At 41.7% G+C, this 16430-nt stretch carries 13 protein-coding genes and 1 tRNA gene; 3 read left to right on the top strand and 11 right to left on the bottom strand.

Annotated elements, in window-relative coordinates:
- Positions 1-55: 55 nt before the first annotated feature.
- On the bottom strand, positions 56-826 hold the full coding sequence (gene rsmJ / locus GKR61_RS07950; protein ID WP_036950077.1) for a 16S rRNA (guanine(1516)-N(2))-methyltransferase RsmJ: 771 nt from the start codon (positions 824-826) through the stop codon (positions 56-58).
- A complete protein-coding gene (gene prlC / locus GKR61_RS07945; protein WP_036950074.1) occupies positions 819-2861 on the bottom strand; it encodes an oligopeptidase A in 2043 nt (680 codons plus the stop codon). The genes rsmJ and prlC overlap by 8 nt, the downstream gene beginning before the upstream one ends.
- A gap of 287 nt (positions 2862-3148) precedes the next feature.
- Here prlC and GKR61_RS07940 point away from each other — a divergent pair.
- Positions 3149-3243: transfer RNA gene (locus tag GKR61_RS07940), tRNA-Sec, on the top strand.
- 76 nt (positions 3244-3319) lie between these two features.
- On the top strand, positions 3320-3535 hold the full coding sequence (rhuM, locus tag GKR61_RS18030) for a RhuM family protein (RefSeq protein ID WP_442959310.1): 216 nt from the start codon (positions 3320-3322) through the stop codon (positions 3533-3535).
- Here the strand turns inward: rhuM and GKR61_RS07930 are convergent.
- The 6 genes from GKR61_RS07930 to GKR61_RS07905 form a co-directional block, all read right to left on the bottom strand.
- A complete protein-coding gene (locus tag GKR61_RS07930; protein ID WP_036950146.1) occupies positions 3532-3894 on the bottom strand; it encodes a YibL family ribosome-associated protein in 363 nt (120 codons plus the stop codon). The genes rhuM and GKR61_RS07930 overlap by 4 nt on opposite strands.
- Before the next feature lie 181 nt (positions 3895-4075).
- Entirely contained in the window at positions 4076-4780 is a 705-nt protein-coding gene (locus GKR61_RS07925; RefSeq protein ID WP_051422591.1) for a fimbrial biogenesis chaperone, read from the bottom strand.
- A gap of 2 nt (positions 4781-4782) precedes the next feature.
- On the bottom strand, positions 4783-6141 hold the full coding sequence (locus GKR61_RS07920) for a fimbrial protein (protein WP_036950069.1): 1359 nt from the start codon (positions 6139-6141) through the stop codon (positions 4783-4785).
- Between the two features lie 15 nt (positions 6142-6156).
- A complete protein-coding gene (locus GKR61_RS07915; protein ID WP_051422589.1) occupies positions 6157-8712 on the bottom strand; it encodes a fimbria/pilus outer membrane usher protein in 2556 nt (851 codons plus the stop codon).
- A 14-nt stretch (positions 8713-8726) separates the two neighbouring features.
- Positions 8727-9440, bottom strand: coding sequence for a fimbrial biogenesis chaperone (locus GKR61_RS07910; RefSeq protein ID WP_154599740.1), 714 nt, complete (start codon positions 9438-9440; stop codon positions 8727-8729).
- A 58-nt stretch (positions 9441-9498) separates the two neighbouring features.
- Positions 9499-10026, bottom strand: a complete 528-nt coding sequence (locus GKR61_RS07905) for a fimbrial protein (RefSeq protein ID WP_036950066.1) — start codon at positions 10024-10026, stop codon at positions 9499-9501.
- A gap of 1190 nt (positions 10027-11216) precedes the next feature.
- Between GKR61_RS07905 and GKR61_RS07900 the strand changes: the two genes are divergently transcribed.
- Positions 11217-11540, top strand: coding sequence for a hypothetical protein (locus GKR61_RS07900; protein ID WP_154599738.1), 324 nt, complete (start codon positions 11217-11219; stop codon positions 11538-11540).
- A gap of 143 nt (positions 11541-11683) precedes the next feature.
- Here the strand turns inward: GKR61_RS07900 and GKR61_RS07895 are convergent, their stop codons facing one another.
- The 3 genes from GKR61_RS07895 to GKR61_RS07885 all read right to left on the bottom strand — a co-directional run.
- Positions 11684-12892, bottom strand: a complete 1209-nt coding sequence (locus GKR61_RS07895) for a hypothetical protein (protein WP_154639713.1) — start codon at positions 12890-12892, stop codon at positions 11684-11686.
- An 81-nt stretch (positions 12893-12973) separates the two neighbouring features.
- Positions 12974-15643, bottom strand: a complete 2670-nt coding sequence (locus GKR61_RS07890) for a fimbria/pilus outer membrane usher protein (RefSeq protein WP_154639712.1) — start codon at positions 15641-15643, stop codon at positions 12974-12976.
- Between the two features lie 81 nt (positions 15644-15724).
- Positions 15725-16430 (bottom strand): fimbrial biogenesis chaperone (locus tag GKR61_RS07885; protein WP_154599736.1); only part of this gene is annotated, 706 nt, incomplete at its 5' end.

The following is a 16430-nucleotide window of genomic DNA, read 5'->3' as shown; positions in this document are numbered from 1 at the left end:
GTCGTACAAGTTTGTCGCTGTGATAAACCGTACAAACGCCCTTCGCCGTTACGTTTTAATCGCTGTGTTTAATACAGGGATAGATATCGAATCGATGGCTTTTGGTTGTGACTGCTGAAGGTGCTTTTTGCCCCGCAAGCGGTTCGGCGTAATCAGGTCGCTTAACCACAACACGGCGTTTTGCCAGCGCAATGGCTGGTGCCAGTAAAGAATCTGCATCATCATCAGCCCCGACCAATGACTGAAACACCCGCATCTCTTTCTTCACTAATGCACTTTTTTGCCGATGTGGGTACATCGGGTCGAGGTAAATTACGTCCGGCGCTTCAGTAATTTCGGCTAATGCGGTAATGCTCGATGCGTGGATCAGTGACATTCGTGATTGTAGCCATTCCCCGATTTCAGGGTCTTGATAACCACGTTGTAAACCATCATCAAGCAGTGCAGCTACCACTGGATGACGCTCTAACATCCGTACTTTACAGCCCAAAGCCGCCAGTACAAAAGCATCGCGCCCTAAACCGGCTGTCGCATCAATTACATCGGGCAGATACTCTTTTTTGATCCCCACCGCTTTAGCAACCGCCTCACCGCGTCCACCACCAAATTTACGGCGATGCGCCATCGCGCCTGAGACAAAATCCACAAAGATGCCGCCTAATTTTGGTTCATCCATTTTGCGTAATTGCAGGTTTTCGGGGGTTAACACCAATGCCATCAAGGCGTCAGGTGTATGTGTGAGTTGCCATTTTTCAGCAAGTTGATTGAGAGTGCCAATATCGGCACCCTCTTCACAGATTAATTGGATAGCAATATTTTCAGCCATGAATACCGTAGCTCTTCAACATCGCATCTAATTCTGGTTTACGACCTCGGAAACGCTCGAACAGTACCATAGGCGCTTCAGAACCCCCGCGACTTAAAATATTATCGAGGAAGGATTGACCAGTTTGGCGATTAAAAATGCCTTCTTCAGAGAAGCGAGAGAACGCATCAGCAGCCAACACATCCGCCCATAAATAGCTGTAATAACCCGCTGCGTAGCCGCCGGCAAAAATGTGGCTAAATGCGTGCGGGAAACGCCCCCATTTTGGTGATGGTACCACGGCAACTTTTTCTTTGATGGCATACAGCGTTGGCATCACTTGCGCGCCTTTTGCTGGGTCATATTCCGCGTGTAAGGTGAAATCAAACAGACCAAATTCAAGCTGGCGCAGTACAAACATCGCCGACTGGTAGTTTTTCGCGGCTAACATGCTTTGTAGCATATCGGCTGGCAAAGGTTCGCCAGTTTCATAGTGACCAGAGATAAACTCAAGGGCTTCAGGTTCCCAGCACCAGTTCTCCATAAATTGGCTTGGTAATTCAACGGCATCCCATGGAACCCCATTGATACCCGCCACATCGGCAACATCAATCTGGGTCAGCATATGGTGTAGACCATGACCAAATTCGTGGAACAGGGTGATGACTTCATCGTGGGTAAATAAAGCAGGCTTATCCCCTAGCGGCTTATTAAAGTTACAAGTTAAATAAGCCACAGGATTTTGCAGTGAACCATCTTTATGCACCATACGACCCACGCAATCATCCATCCATGCACCGCCGCGTTTGTGCTCGCGAGCATATAAATCGAGATAGAAGCTACCGCGTAGGGTATTGGTATCATCATACAGTTCGAAGAAACGGACATCATTGTGCCAAGTTTCAACATCCTGGCGCTCTTTAGCCGTTAAACCATAAATACGGTGAACGACTTCAAACAGCCCATTTAACACGCGCTGCTCTGGGAAATAAGGGCGCAATTGCTCATCATTAAGTGAGAATTTATGCTGTTTTTGTTTTTCGCTGTAATAGGCTAAATCCCAAGATTCGAGGGTTTCAACACCATAATTTTCTTTCGCGAATGCGGTCAGTTCCGCGAGTTCTTCTTTACCTTGCTGATGAGCGCGGTTTGCTAAATCATTCAGGAAACCTAAAACTTGCTCAGGGGATTCTGCCATTTTGGTGGCGAGGGATTTTTCGGCAAAGTTTTTAAAACCAAGCAGTTGAGCCAGCTCATGGCGTAACGCCATTAACTCATCGATAAGTTCGCTGTTATCCCATTTACCTGCGTTAGGACCTTGGTCGGAGGCGCGAGTGCTATAGGCATAGCTCATTTCGCGGCGTAGCTCTGCATTATCGGCGTAGGTCATGACAGGCAGGTAGCTTGGCATATCTAAAGTCAGTAAATAACCTTCTTCACCTTTAGATTCCGCCATGGCTTTTGCTGCGGCGATGGCGCTTTCTGGCATGCCTGCCAGCTCGCTTTCATCTTTAATGAGTTTTGACCAACCCATTGTGGAATCTAGGACGTTATTACCAAACTTAGAGGCGATCTCCGATAAACGTGCGACGATTTCACCATAACGTTGCTGTTTTTCAGCAGGTAAACCAATACCGGACAGTTCAAAATCACGCAGGGTATTTTCGATAGATTTACGTTGAGCTTGGCTTAATTGATTAAATCCAGCGTCTTCTTTGAGGGATTTATAAGCTTGATACAGTGGCTCATGTTGTCCCATCCATGTACTGAATTCGGACAGTAATGGGAGGCATTGCTCATAAGCTTCACGTAGCTCAGGGCTATTTTTAACAGAATGCAGATGGCTTACTGGGGACCAAACGCGGGAGAGTTTATCGCTCGCTTCTTCTAATGGTTGGCACAGGTTGTCCCAAGTATAGTGGCTGTTGGCTGCCAGAATATTTTCAACGGTTTGGCGATATTCGCCTAAAACATGTTCAACTGCCGGGAAAATATGTGCAGGTTCAATATGTTCAAAACGGGGTAATGCGGAATCGGCTAATAATGAGTTTGTCATAAAAAAACATCCTTGAATGCAGGCTTGCGCTCGGGAGCCAAGGCTTACTGTGCTGACAATGAAAGTGTTGGCGGGGTGACTATTTGTGAAATCAGCGCGCCGTATGTAGACATGAATAAGTATATGGGGGCAATTGTATAAACCTCAATATCACATTTGTGCTTTTTGTTATCAGTTTTTGAGAATGGCGTGGCATTATTGGCGTGCATCAATAATTTGAATGGTTGTTCTCACAATACCTTGGAAAATAAATAATTCAGTTTATAATCGAACACCTACCAAATAGAGGAAGATCGTCGTCTCCGGTGAGGCGGCTGGATTTCAAATCCAGTTGGGGCTGCCAGCAGTCCCGGGCAGGTTCGACTCCTGTGATCTTCCGCCACTTTTCTCCCTCTATCTTCGTATTAATACCATTTTTTGTAGTTTGTCTTAATCTATAAAGACTTGCTCAAAACTCAATCATCCTGAAGTTCCGGATAGTTCGATTAGAGGGAAATGGTCAGGTTTCCAGAGAGGTCGATTACTATAGTTTACTTGCCATTCTTATGGTCGGTTACCGCGTCCGTTCTGTTCGCAGCACACAATTTGTCAGAGAACTGCACGCTTTCCAATATAGAAACCGCGCATTTTTTAATCTAGGCAAAACAAGATCTAAGACAAATTTTTCTTATTAAAAATCAGTCTTAGAAAAACCGGTCATAGCATCCAACTCCATTTCGCGACCTAATGCTGTCATTGGGTGGACAATAACGAGGCCTCGTACGGATTTCTTCAGTTTGCCCATATCCGCTTGCTCTTTCTTTGTGATAGGGCGCTTGAATGGCATATCCATCAATTTCTGTGCTTCTTTACTTAGCTTCTTGTTACGCATTTCTTTCAGACGAGCGATTTCAACTTCCAGCGTCGCTTTTTCTTTTTCGAGCTCGGCGTATTTTTCCGCTTGGGTCGACAGTTGCATACTTGCCATTTGGTGACGAATAAGGTCTAAGCGGTCGCTAAGCGTTTTAATCTGTGTTTTTTCAGTTTCTTTCATCATTAATTAACCGTGAATAAATTTCCTGCCGGCAAGTATACATCATTCCGCATAAGAGGGCGAAAGGGGATAGCACCTATTAAGGCTCATCATCAAAATACGGTTATTTGCGATTTATCTATCACTATTTCACTGCTTATTTTTACTCAAAAACCAATTCGAAGCATGGTGAGTTGAATTATCAGCGGACAATTATTTCTTTTTCATAATGATTTTGTTCACCGGAATCATCAATGAGGCTAAACAGTATCTTGTTATTAGTATTATCTTTTTTAATTTCAGTCTGTTGCTCCGAAAAGGGGGGCAATAACATGGTCGGTAGTTGTTCTTCTGTTTTACCCATTTGTAGTTTATTGAACGTAATATAAAAAGGGGTGGGGTTTTTGATAGTTAAGCGTTGGCTTCCTTTATCTAACGTAAATTGGATTTGATCGCTTATTTCACCAATGGTCGCGTTAAGGTTATCAGGTCGGTAAAAGACCTTAATTTGTAGCCTGACTGCGACATTGATAATACTGGCATTGCCTTTTTCATTGTCAGGGGTCGGTGTGATTTCATATAAATTTAGCCAATAAAGTGATTCTCTGTCTGTTGAAGATGGCATAAATTTATTAACTAACCGAATGTATTTTAATTCGTTTTCATTAAGGCGGAAAATAGTAGGAATAGCAATGACAGGAGAGTGACTTGCTTTTTCTGGTGTGCCATCGGGAGCCCCATCATCAACCCAGCTTTGGATAATAACTGGGTATTTACTGGTATTTTTAATGGGCAATGTTGCTTCTCTTTGAGAATGCTTGATGATAACCCGTGAGCCTTCAATCATCATTGCTGCCTGACTATAAGAAGAAAGCAAGATCATTAACGCGAATAAGGTAGATTTCATTGTCATTGAACCTGAATAATCACTTGAACAGTTGCATCAAACTTTCCGGGTTTGACGACTTTACCTGGGATCTTTTCAAGTGAGGCATTGACTGTTTTAGAATACGTCGTCACGCCATTGACTACACCAACAGAAATAGCATCGGTCAGAACAGGGTACCACCCATTAGCCGCTCCTTGACCGGTGTTTGATAAAGACGATAGGTAATTTAAAGCCGTGCCGTTCAGTTGATACAATCTAACCCCGACGCCTGTTGCAATGTTTGGCATGCCATACCCATTTGACAGTAAATGCGTGACTCCGGATCCCGAACTAACGGTTAAGTTTTCTTGAATGGCAGAGGTAATATTTGCTGGGTTAGGTAAAAAACCCATCGCAGTTTGTGTATTTGCGGTTCCGCTGACAAACCCTGAAAGTCCGCTATTTGCAGGGGAGCCGGATTGGCACTGAAATCGAATATTAATAGGCGCGGTGACTTTCACATTATTATCGATCTCATTCTTAGAGATTAATGGGAAAAATACATTTGGTGTCACGTTTTCAACCATACAAGTGGCGGCTCGTCTAACAACGATGTTTTGGTGCAAATTAATGGCTCCGGGCCAATATAGATACCAACCATTATAGTAGTATGCGGAATCTGCATTCTCCGTTACGTTTAAAGAGCATTGCTTACATTTAAACGCCGTATAGGTAGAAGGTTGAGTCCAAGAAACAGTCCCCGTTGTTACGCTTGGCACGGGAACTCCTGAACCATAGTCAATTTTAAATAACTCTATGCTTGAGTCGGAAAAGTTTTTGGCTTTAACCAGAATCCAACCTTGGCTATCTCTATCTAGATTTGTTAGTGGGCGAGATTTCCAATAGCGAGAAAAATACTCCCCTGTATTGACATTCTTAACTCTAATTCCGACACCATTAACGATGGTTGTATAGGTCTGATCGAGCCCTAAAGCAGGGTTAGCTTGATACATGCCAGCATATGCTGAATCACCATTGGTGGCATAGAATTCTTTTAAAAACCCATCTTCATCAGCGGTGCAACGAAATAAAATTTGTTCCGGTTCATAACGTGCAGAACCTGAATCTAAAAAAGAAACATATCCTGTAGCGATTAAAGACCCTAAAGGTTGAAAGTTATTATTATTAATATTAATAACTCTTGGCGTTGTACCCATTGTACCCGATGAATCCGTAGACCCTCCCCAAGCACCAGCCGTTCCCTTTCCAGGTTCGGTATAATATACGCTACCAGAGTTCGTATTTATTGATGTGATTCGATAGCATGTTGCGAATGTATAGGTAGTAAAAGAAGAAAGTAGCAGGGCTAGCAATATTTTTGCAAAAGAAGATGTTGTCATTTTAATCGCCTTTACTTACTCGCAAGTTTCATTTAATAAAATAAGACTCAATGCTTTTTTGTCATCAGGAATGTTGTACGTTACGTGGCAATCGCCTAATTGCTGGGCAACGGATAGAGTGCCATTCAATTGTTCAACTCGAGCGTATATCTGATTTCCTTGTCCTACTAATCCAACGACTTGTTTGTTGGCATCATAAACGTCTGCACCCAGAGGTAATGATATAGATTGAGGTATAGAAATAAGGATAGGATAACCTACGGATGTATTAAACTTCAGTTTTACGTTGGCACCTGCGTAAGGTGCAATTTTTTGGGAGTTTTCAGCTAATGCAACATGATTATCCTCAATTTCTTTACTGTCTAAGCCAACGTTATTGTATTGATAAGGGATGAGAGACGGGATAATTGCATATCCGAACCTATCAATTGAAGCGCCAGAACCATTAATCACTCTAGCCCCTTTAGCGCCTTGCGCTTCAACTAACGCAAATGTGTCGCTAACATACGGACCCATGGTGACTCCTCCACCATGAGCAACGATGGCTCCCCTAGCAGAAAGGCTGCCTTGAGTATAATTTTCACCTTTAGATACACTGCCGGAAATTGTCGCTTCAGGAAATTGTTTCGTTAAATGAATTCCTGAGCTTACATTTCTATTATTCGCATCATAGTCGGCATTCACGCTGTAACTGAGTGTTTGGTCTTCTCCCATAATTCCAGATAGGTTGGCTTGATAGCTGGAATTACTGTCGCTATTTGTACCACCGAGCATCAGCATAGGAGAGTCATAGCTCCCTCCCAGAGGGACTGAAACCGTGAACATCACGATTTTATCGGTTTTTGAATTATCACGTTGATCACTATACGTGTAATTGTCGTTAACATGTCCAACTTTTTGTTGGCTATAAACAATACTGTATCCAATATTTTTATATGTGTTTGAATACCCTAGTTGGAATTGAGTATCGCGTTCACGGTTACCATAATAATTATTGATTGAACCCGATGTAAAAACTTGTCCCCACTCCCCTAAAGATTGGTTGATGTGTAGCACCATTTGGCTTTCTTGTTTATAGGTATTGGAGTTCCAGACTTCATTTTCTGATTTCATTCCTCTCACACCTAAAACATCAGCTAATTCACGAAACCCTTCAGTTGAATATTTATAGCCAGCTAATGTAATAATCGTATTTGTTGTCGACAAAGTACGGCTGTAATTTATGCCAACTCGCGCGCCCTGATGAGTTTCACCATTGATATCAGCATTAGAAAAGGCGGATTGTAGCCCAAAAGCACCAAATTGAGTCGCAAGTACTGTTCCAACAGAAGCCGCATAGTATTTATCTGCTGCACGGATACCACTGCTTAGCGTTAGCATGTTTGTTAAACCATGCTGAAAAGATGCATCAACAAACCGATTATTTATTCGGTTGAAATTCTTCAATTCACCCATCGCGATAGCATAGCGAGTATATCCTGGGCGAACAGACTCAGGTACGGCAGAGAAAGGCACAACAAATGATGTTACCTTGTCATTTGCTTCTTGAACTTCAACAAGCAGGTCGCCTTCATAGCTGGTTGGGTATAAATCTGTGATTTCAAATTGGCCTGGAGATACCGTCGTTTGGTAGATTTCAACGCCATTTTGCTTTACTGAGACGCGAGCGGTTGTTGTGGCGACACCACGGATAACGGGCGCATATCCTTTTTGCGAGTCAGGCAGCATCCGATCATCTGAAATTAACTGAATGCCTCTAAATGAAAGGCTGCCAAAAATTGAACCAGCGGTAGATATTTCACCAACTAACAATTGCGATTTTAGTGAAACAATAGGACGTTGCAGATAAGTTCTTATCCAATTAAATTTCGTTTTTTTGCCATTATTATTTTCTGTCGATGTGTAATTCATTGATGCTTGTTGGCGAAACTGCCATAAACCTAAATTTATTCCCCCGTTGAAACTGGCAAACGCATAATCAGAGTTGTACCCTTTGGACTTATTTTTGTAATAGTTGGTATCATAATTAGCGAAAAGCATCGCTGTTCCAGCATTTAAGCTACTTTCCGGGACAAATCCTTTAGCATCTTGTTTGATATAAATCTGTGGAATGAGGAGATTTAATCTTAAATTAGAAGAGTCAAAACTCACTTTAGCGTCAGGGATAATGTCTTGAATAAACAAGCATTGGGCGGATTCTGTTTCTATGGAAGCATTGGCTTTTTTGAGCAAAATGCCCATAGACTCTAATTCTTCAGGTGAAAAACATGGAGAGGTGGTATCTGTCTTATCTAACTTGAACTCAACCTCTTTTTTTTCATAGAAGTTACTGTTAACAAAAAGATTGACTAAATATTGCCCTGTTGGGACATAGTTATTCTCACTAAATTTATTAATATCAATATTTTGCCCTCCACCTAGTAACATACTTTGGTCAAAGACAAATGATTGCTCATGATGTTGAGCATTAGCTTTAGAGATAAATAAAACAGCAATAAAGCAATAAGATGCAATCTTGTATTTAAACGATAGGTTTTCTCTCCTTAAATAGGAACAACGTCTGATTGTCATCTTATTTTTATCCACTAATTATATTTATACGTGTATTCGACATTACCACCCAAATCGTTGGTAAATGAGAATATGACTTTGTCTTGCTTTGAATTTATGGTTTTTTCATCTTTAAGCGGCAATTTTTTACTGGCAAATGGCGGGATCATTGTTGGTATTAATTCTATTTTTTCACCTGCTTGACCGAATACTTTTACAGAGTTCAATGATAAAAAATAAGGTGAGTTGTTCTTAACTTCGATACCTGAAGACGTTATGCCTGAAAATGAGATATGTTTCCCTATGTCATCGGCTCCTGAGGAGAGTGATGTTGGACGGTAGAAAATTTTAATACGATGGCGAATTAAAAAAGAAAGTTCATTCTCACTTGAAGCAGCATCGCGAGGAGGAATTTGCACTAAATTTAAATAAAATAGGGATTCCTTATCTTTAGGTAAACTTCCTCCGGTATAAATTAAGTTCGCGTCTCTACCTGTATTTGGCTCAATACGAAATACTGTCGGTTGAACAATGAAAGGGCCATCTGCATCGGCTGGTGTTGAATTCGGATTATCGATATCCGTCCAGATTTGCATGATATAGGGGGTATTGTCGTTATTCTTTAATTTTAATGTTTCTGACTTGGTATCTGACAGATAAACAACACGAGTTTTTAACATCGTGACAGATGCTGATGCGCTTGAAACAAAGGCAGAAATAAAAAGAATAAAAAAAATAAATTTTTTCATTATTTGGCTCTTTTTATAAAAACAATCTCTCTTCTTTTTGAGAAGAGAGATTAGGGGCTTAATTATAAGAAATAGAATATTGAACACTTCCTAACACAGTACCCGCTTCAGCCTGACCTTCAGCATAATAACGAACGGCATAGTCATGAGTTGCCGATTTTTCATTTTGTTTTAATACTAATCCAGCATTAGATTTAGTACCTGTTACATCAAGTGCGGCTTTACTACCAGTTGGTTCAATGAGTTCTAAAGAAACATTAGTTGCCGTACCAGTATTACCAACGCGGTTACTGGATGTAATATTGTTAGCAACAAAAATGGTGTTGATATTTGTATCTGTAGTTGTCGATCCTGTACAGCCACTCACTGCGATGGTAAATGGTGTTTCACCAGCAGTACTACCTGATGATGCTAGGTCTTTCTTTGATACTGTTGGCAATAAAACAACAGGTAACGCGGTGTTTCCATTAATTGTTACAGTACATGTTTCATCAGCAACTTCGCCTTGAAAACGTATTGTATTATTAGAAGCAGCTATTGCATTAGAAGAAACAATACAGGCTGCGATAACTAAATATTTATTCATGATTACATTCTCTCCATTCAAAAATATGTAATTTTTATTTGCTTACAAAAAAGTATTAAATTGATACAAGAAAAACTAATACATTATTTATTAAAGATGCTAAAAGCCATCTCATTAATAAGTTAATGAGAGATGTTTAAAGGAGATGTTTAATTTTTCTTTGTTAGGAAAATAAAGTTATGAGAATGAATTTCATTTCTTTATTATCGTTACCACATTTAAAAATGTATCCCTATAAATACAAGGAAATTTAAATCAAAAAAATATTAACATAACTAATACTCACTTAAAAGGTGTGAAAAACAAATTTAGGGATGTAAATACTTTCAATTTGAAACAATTAAACATATTTTGATACAAAATCTTAAAGCATAAAAATAATTAATGATAAATAAGTGATGCTTATTATTCTGAAAAATCAAAAGGCTAATTAAATAAATAAAAATGAATCACTCTAAGTTAACTTAGTTAGACTAATTTAAATTTAGGATAAGTAGAAAAACGTATGTAATAAATTTTTTAGTAAAAAATGTTTCCGCCTAAAAATTAAGATAATTCTTAATTCGTTATATAGAAAAGTAATAAAAAGCAATTTTTGATGGTGCATCTAATAAGGTGGCTCGCTTTCTATGTACCTTATATTTCTTTTTGAATGTATCTGAATGTTGAGATGAAAATAATTTAAATTGTTGGTGGTGTTATTGTATTTAGTTGTTTTTATTGGAATTATATTCGGTTTTTAATTTTTTATTGATTGGGTTTTCTTGGGGGAGGTAATGATTATTTTTAATATATTAAATACTCGTTTTATTGGTGAAAATATGTCTTAAACATGAAGTTTAATAAGACTTAATACTTTAGTTTTAAAAGTCAGTAAGAGAATTTTAATAGTGATACTGAAGGGTATTAATAGCATCTCATTTAATGTATGACCCTTGATTAAAATTCAATGCTAATATTTAGTATCAGCCAGTTATATTAAGGTAACTAAATTATATTGATTAAACCATTATCACATTAAAATTAACTAATTAATTTGGTAATGATAAAATAATATGCTAGTTTTGATTTTGTGAGGGTAATGTTTAAGTTTATTATTTAATGTTAATTTTATGATGTGATTTTGTTTCTTAATGCTTGAGGTTTTTTAAAATAACATTTTATGGTGAAGAGATACAAAGGACTTCCCAATGAAATATAAAATTATCTACAAAGACCAAATTATTGGGATGAGCGAACTTGAAAAAAGTGACCCGCCAATGGGATTTGTCTTTGGTGAATTAGTACCAACACCGTTTTATAAACCCAATATCAGTACCGTGAGCTGCAAACTGTATTGCAGTGATACCCATGAAGAGATCCTTTGTAAATCTATCATGATTGAAGATCATTCAGACAAGTTTGGTGAGCAATACATCGAGGTAACGGTTTTAGTCGAGTCAGCAGAAGAGTTCGAGAAATTTTTTAAGCATCATCTAGACGCTTATGAAGAACAATTTATCTCAGAAGAATAGTGGAGAATGGCTGTAACCATCTCTTTAGATACAATTTAAAGAGATGGTTAATTTTTAAAGGGAAAGAACATAATTTAAATGATGATCAGCCGCTTTAGTTATTATTTAGAATAATCACTGTTTGACCAGAAAACTCACCTAGGTTATTCCCAATCAATGGTGACGGTGGCGGTGGCAGAAGCGGCGCCAGATTTAAAGCCTTCTCCAAGCGCACAGAGGCTAAAACGGTAAGGGACTTGGTGTGAACCGACGGTAAGTCCACCTAAATCCACGACATTTCCTGGTTCAGGGTTTGTGCTGGGATCAAAATATATTCCGTCAGAGCTGCATGCTGATTTGATTGATTTAATTGACGCTCGTACGGTTGCAGGAGCAACTTCACCGGTGGCATCCATCGTCATTTTTAAGTCATTCGCATAACCTTGAGTGTTTCCCTTAAGTGTTAATTTAGCAGGAGTAACAGCGTTATTATCACCTGTGCAATTTATGGAAAAATTCCCATCAGCTACCCCTAAAACATCCTTACGATTCCCCCCTGGTGTACCGGAAGTATTGCCTTCCCAATCCCAAACATTGACCTTACCGAAATCAATCTTAGGCGGGGTGTTAATGGTACACATCATTGGTTTCTCAATAGTAATAGTGCTATTACTAATAGTAAAAATTTTCGAGGCAATAGAACCCGACTCTTTACGCCAATAATAGTCGGGGATCACATAAGTACCAGCTGACGCTGATGGTGAAATATACAAAGAGTAACGTACATTGACACTGCTTGTCCCTGTATATTGATTATCTGACGGTGGTACAACCCCTGATGAACATAATCCAGTACTAAGGATATTCAGAGTATTAGTCAAACTATATGGAACACCACCACTTCCATTAAAACTAATAGTAAAGTTTTTTGTTGCGTTTGAATTAGTCGTTGCCTTAGTGGTACCTGTAACAGCACCATCAATTATCAATAATATTCCCTCTGCAATTTTTAACCCACTATATCCATCAATCGTAGTAAATGTAGGATAGTTTTCCGGATACGAACAACTACCACTATTACTGATTGTTGATATAGATATTGCGGTAGGGTAAACGTAATTATAAGGCAACCAATTACCACCCCCTACTTCAAGATTTTCGCTTTGCAATCCGACATCAGGTATCAAAGTACTTTTGCCTGATATGGCGGACCAAGTTTCTGCTGCGATAGCTATATTATAGTGACTACTGAAAATATAAAAAATTGCTAATATGTAAGACCTTAATATCATTAACTTACTTTTCTCATACAACAATTTCCAAGCCGTGCCCAAATAAGTGTTATTACGAGAATACGATTCATTCTTATGCATAATAGTGCTCCTCCGCTGGTGTCTGTCGCCAGCATTTTTGATGATCTAATTGCATTATTTTTCTCCTACTGGTGACTATAACTAACGCGTTTCTGGTGTATTCGATACCATAGGCTGAGCTTGCGGTTGCCCACTGACACAGCGATAAGAGACTTGACGGATTGGCATATCCGCGGAGACATCAACATGGCGTAAATCGAATTTCACCTGACATTGCTGTGCGGCTGTCTCTCCCCACTTCACCAACAATTCTCCTGTTTCTGGTAACCCCGTCAGGTACACCTGCCCGGCATCCCCGACAATGCTGCTAATGTTGTCAGCGCTGTTATCGGAGGTTAAGGTCGCAATCGCCCCAAAGGGCACATATTTGGCCCCCTGTTTTAAGGTCATGAGCACTTGGTAGCCGATACGGGTACGGAAACTGGCTTTCACCACTGCGCCTTTGGTGGGGTAAACGTTGGTATTGGATTGCGGCAAATCGACGTTTTCAGGCAGTGTGCTTGGGTCTAAGCCAATGCTGTTTTTGTTATAGTCGGAGAGATAAGGTGCCACCGCATAGCCTCGCCAATCCGTGACAGCAGAACCACCATTAACACTGACCCCTTCGGCGCCCGGTGCACTAATCAGTGCAACAGAGTCCCCCATCGAACGGCTTAAGGTTAGCCCTTCGGCGTGGAGCAAGGCGCCGCCGCTGGCATTCATATTGATTGACTGGGAATTATTGCTATAACTATAACCGGTACTGATACTGCCTTTATCGCCTTGGTAGCCCGCATTCAGGTTGGTGTTGGCTATTTGCCCTTTATTTCCCCAGCTTTGTGACGCGCCATACGACAGCTTGCCATCCAGCATGTTGCCGCTCAGGCCGCTATTATTTTGCGTGCGCCCATTTTGGTCATGGCTCATGGAGTAGGTGGCATAAATGGACTGTAAATCACGGTCTTGGGTAAACACACTGAACGGCACGCTTAAGTTAAAAGAGAGCTGGCGGTTTTCCGGCCAGTGATTGCGACTGTCTTTGACGCGGTCGATATTGTAGTTCACACCGTAACTGACCCCTTTAAAGCTGTTGCTGTAGCCCATGGATAAACCCGTTAACGTTCGGCTGCTGCCCCAGTAATCATCACGATTAGCGCGAAAATGCAGTGAGCCATACTGTTGCATCTGTTGGCTGAGCTGGGTTTGGAAGCTGCTGCGACGACGCTGTAAAGTCCACGGGCTAAGACCCTCTTCAAGGCGATAACCTTGGCTGTTAAATTCGCTAAAATTATAGAAATGCTCGGTGGAGTAACGTAATGCAGTTAAATCCACCGACGTGCCGGTTGCCATTAAGCTTTTTGAGTAACGGATACGGTAAGATTGCCCCGTTTTTCGCTCGCTAGAGCTGGTAACTGGGTTGGAATAAGTAAATTTAGCCGATGAGTGCGTGACGTCCGTGGAGACAGCACCGAAGTCACCTAAAGAGACTCCTGTTCCTAAACTCAGAGATTGATAATCTTTTGCCAGCAAGGCGCCGCCATACACCGTGACATCGTTATGCAGCCCATAAACAGCAGTACCGAGAATAAAGTCAGAACGACGTGAGCTGGTGGTCAAGTTGCCATTGTAACGACCGGAGGCCACTTCGTATTTCCAGCCACCGGGGCGCAACATCACGGGTAAAGATGAGTAGGGAACTACAAACTGGCGCTCAGCGCCATCGGCTTCGGTGACCGTGACGTCATAATCCCCGGATAAGCCCGCTTGCTGGATATCATTGATATAAAAGGGCCCTGGAGCCACATAGGCTTCATACACGATATTGCCATTTTGGCGAATAGTGACGCGAGCGTTGCTGTTGGCAACACCACTGATCGCCGGCGCATAGCCGCGTAATTGGCTTGGCAGCATTTGCTCGTTAGAGGTTAGCTGCACGCCCTTAAAGGGCACACCATCAAACACATCGCTGCCCGTGCTGCTTTCACCGACTAACAATGTCGAGCGTAATGCACGAATATCCCGTGATAGGGTGGTATTGGAAAAGTAGGTTTGGGTGTTGGTCGTGGCCGATTGGTTCTCGCTCCCGCTGTATTCGAAACGGGAATGGGTGAGGTTACTGCGCAGACGCCACGGCCCTGCATTGGCACCCAATCGTGCGGACGCAAAGACGTTGGTATTTTGATTTTTTTTGCCGTGGTCATAGCGGCTCGTGGTGCGACCGGCGCTGACGTTATAGTTCGCCATGAGTGCCGGAATGCCATCGTCCCATAATGACGGATCCGCATTACGGTTGACTTGAGATTGCATCGCCACTTGCGGCACGCTGATGTTTAATCGTAAGCGTGACAAATCTAATCGGGTTGTCGCTTGTGGGATCAGGGCGCCTAAATCTGAAATAAACTCGCCGTTAGGTAAGTCTTTCAGGACAGGAATTTGCGACACATTGACCCCAAAGGTGTCGAGCTGCTCAGGGGTTAATTCCGGTGCGATTTCACCGTGGGTATTTTTGATAAAATTAAGCGTGAATTGCCCCACGTCCTGTTGGTTCACAAATACGGAAACGGTGTATTCCCCTTCGGCAACGCCACCGGCTTGTGAGAAGGCGGATAAATCCACGTCTGTGTTTTCACCTGCAACCCCTAAAAAACTGGGATCAAAGTAATCTTCGGCCTGTGTTGGCGCGACCGCCAATAGCAATACACACGCCAGCGGGTGATAACGGAAAAAAGGATTTTTTGGCTGGTGTTCAGCAATTTTATCGGCTTTTTTCATGGTCTTCCTTTATCTTGCGAATGCAAGAATCCTCCCGTTGCCAATGCGCATCGGGTGAATGTGTTTATCTGTCGGGTGTGGTTACATTGCTGAGAGTTGGCGTGTTCTCATTTTGTCGGTTCCGCCATCGTCTTCCATGAGCTGCCAATGAATGTCGCTTCCCATATGGCTGGCATCAAGGGGCCACTGCGCCTCCCCAAAGGGGGGGATCATGCGTGAGGAACTTAAATTCAGGGCGTTCTTCCCCACCGACAGTGACGCTAACGTGACATAAAAAGGCGTCGGGTTTTTCAGGGTTAGCGTGTTTTTTGTACGCTGAAATTGCAGCTGTTCGGCGATGTTGTCGAGATGATGTTCCGGTAATCCCGCGGGGCGATAAAACAGCTTCAGATTATTTTGTACGGCAAGGATCATTTGCGCGCCTTCCGCCGCCTCTTTTGATTGCGCGGGGATCGCCGTCAGTGACAACTGCGCAATCGACTCTTTATCTTGCGCGAGTAAATGATGTTTTTGAAGAATACGCAATGTGAGCGTTTCACCCGGTTCGAAGCGCTGTAACGGTGGTAAAGCAATAAATGCCGTCAAATTTTCATCGGCGGCTTCGGTATTCTCGTTCGCCGTTTTGCTTGATGAATTCCCTTCCCACGGCAAGAGGCGCGCCTGCAATAAATACGGTATCGCCGTATTATTGGTGATAGTGTACGTCACCCCGTTTTTGGCATCATGGGGGTAGATAATACGGGTTGAATGCAGTGTCAGCCCATTAATTTGGTCTTGGATGTTATTT

This window comes from Providencia sp. wls1916 (assembly GCF_009706585.1).
In the GTDB taxonomy this organism is placed as follows: domain Bacteria; phylum Pseudomonadota; class Gammaproteobacteria; order Enterobacterales; family Enterobacteriaceae; genus Providencia; species Providencia lanzhouensis.
Note: the sequence above shows the minus strand (reverse complement) of the source record. Positions and strands in the feature narration are given on the sequence as shown.

Bases quoted from the DNA above. Each gene is read 5' to 3' on its own strand.
- GKR61_RS07890 (WP_154639712.1), bottom strand. From the start codon at position 15,643: ATGAAAAAAGCCGATAAAATTGCTGAACACCAGCCAAAAAATCCTTTT.
- GKR61_RS07930 (WP_036950146.1), bottom strand. From the start codon at position 3,894: ATGAAAGAAACTGAAAAAACACAGATTAAAACGCTTAGCGACCGCTTA.
- GKR61_RS07900 (WP_154599738.1), top strand. From the start codon at position 11,217: ATGAAATATAAAATTATCTACAAAGACCAAATTATTGGGATGAGCGAA.
- GKR61_RS07910 (WP_154599740.1), bottom strand. From the start codon at position 9,440: ATGAAAAAATTTATTTTTTTTATTCTTTTTATTTCTGCCTTTGTTTCA.
- GKR61_RS07915 (WP_051422589.1), bottom strand. From the start codon at position 8,712: ATGACAATCAGACGTTGTTCCTATTTAAGGAGAGAAAACCTATCGTTT.
- GKR61_RS07920 (WP_036950069.1), bottom strand. From the start codon at position 6,141: ATGACAACATCTTCTTTTGCAAAAATATTGCTAGCCCTGCTACTTTCT.
- rsmJ (WP_036950077.1), bottom strand. From the start codon at position 826: ATGGCTGAAAATATTGCTATCCAATTAATCTGTGAAGAGGGTGCCGAT.
- GKR61_RS07925 (WP_051422591.1), bottom strand. From the start codon at position 4,780: ATGAAATCTACCTTATTCGCGTTAATGATCTTGCTTTCTTCTTATAGT.
- prlC (WP_036950074.1), bottom strand. From the start codon at position 2,861: ATGACAAACTCATTATTAGCCGATTCCGCATTACCCCGTTTTGAACAT.
- GKR61_RS07905 (WP_036950066.1), bottom strand. From the start codon at position 10,026: ATGAATAAATATTTAGTTATCGCAGCCTGTATTGTTTCTTCTAATGCA.
- GKR61_RS07895 (WP_154639713.1), bottom strand. From the start codon at position 12,892: ATGCATAAGAATGAATCGTATTCTCGTAATAACACTTATTTGGGCACG.